This is a genomic window from Streptomyces sp. NRRL F-2664, from assembly GCF_000719345.1.
GTDB lineage: Bacteria > Actinomycetota > Actinomycetes > Streptomycetales > Streptomycetaceae > Streptomyces.
On record NZ_JOFX01000335.1, the window covers coordinates 1 to 498 of the forward strand.

Here is a 498-nt window from a genome sequence, read left to right on the forward strand (position 1 = left end):
GCCCAGTAGGTGTAGGTGCTGTGCAGGCCGTCGGCGGTGGTAGCGGTGAGGGGTTTGTTGTCGGGGTTGTAGGTCCAGGTTGTGCCGTCTGCGCCTTTGAGGAGGTTGCCGGCCGTATCCCAGCCCTGTTCGGTCTTCTGGCCGTCGGCGGCTACTGCGGTGAGGCGTCCTGCGGGGTCGGTCTCGTGCGCGGTGGCCGTCTTGCTGCCGTCCGCACCGGTGGCGGTGGTGGCGGTGACGTCGCCGGCGGCGTTGGCGGTGTAGGCGGTCGAGCGCAGCACCGGCGCCTTGGCATCAGGGCCGTTGTGGACAGTGGTGGAGGCGAGCCGGTTGTAGGCGTCGTAGCCGTGCACGGTGTGCGTCGTCACCGGCGCACCCGCGGCGGCGCCCTTGGCTGCGCCGGTGTCCCCGCTGCCGTCCGTGCCGGCATCTTCCTGCCCGCCTTCCCCGCTGCCGCTGTTGGGGCGGGTGTCGGTGCGGGTGGCGAGGTCGCCGCGG

At 72.1% G+C, this 498-nt stretch carries 1 protein-coding gene; it reads right to left on the bottom strand.

Going from position 1 to position 498, the window contains the following annotated elements; genetic code table 11:
* On the bottom strand, positions 1-498 hold a 498-nt coding region (locus IF89_RS39600), incomplete at both ends, for a hypothetical protein (RefSeq protein ID WP_043194955.1).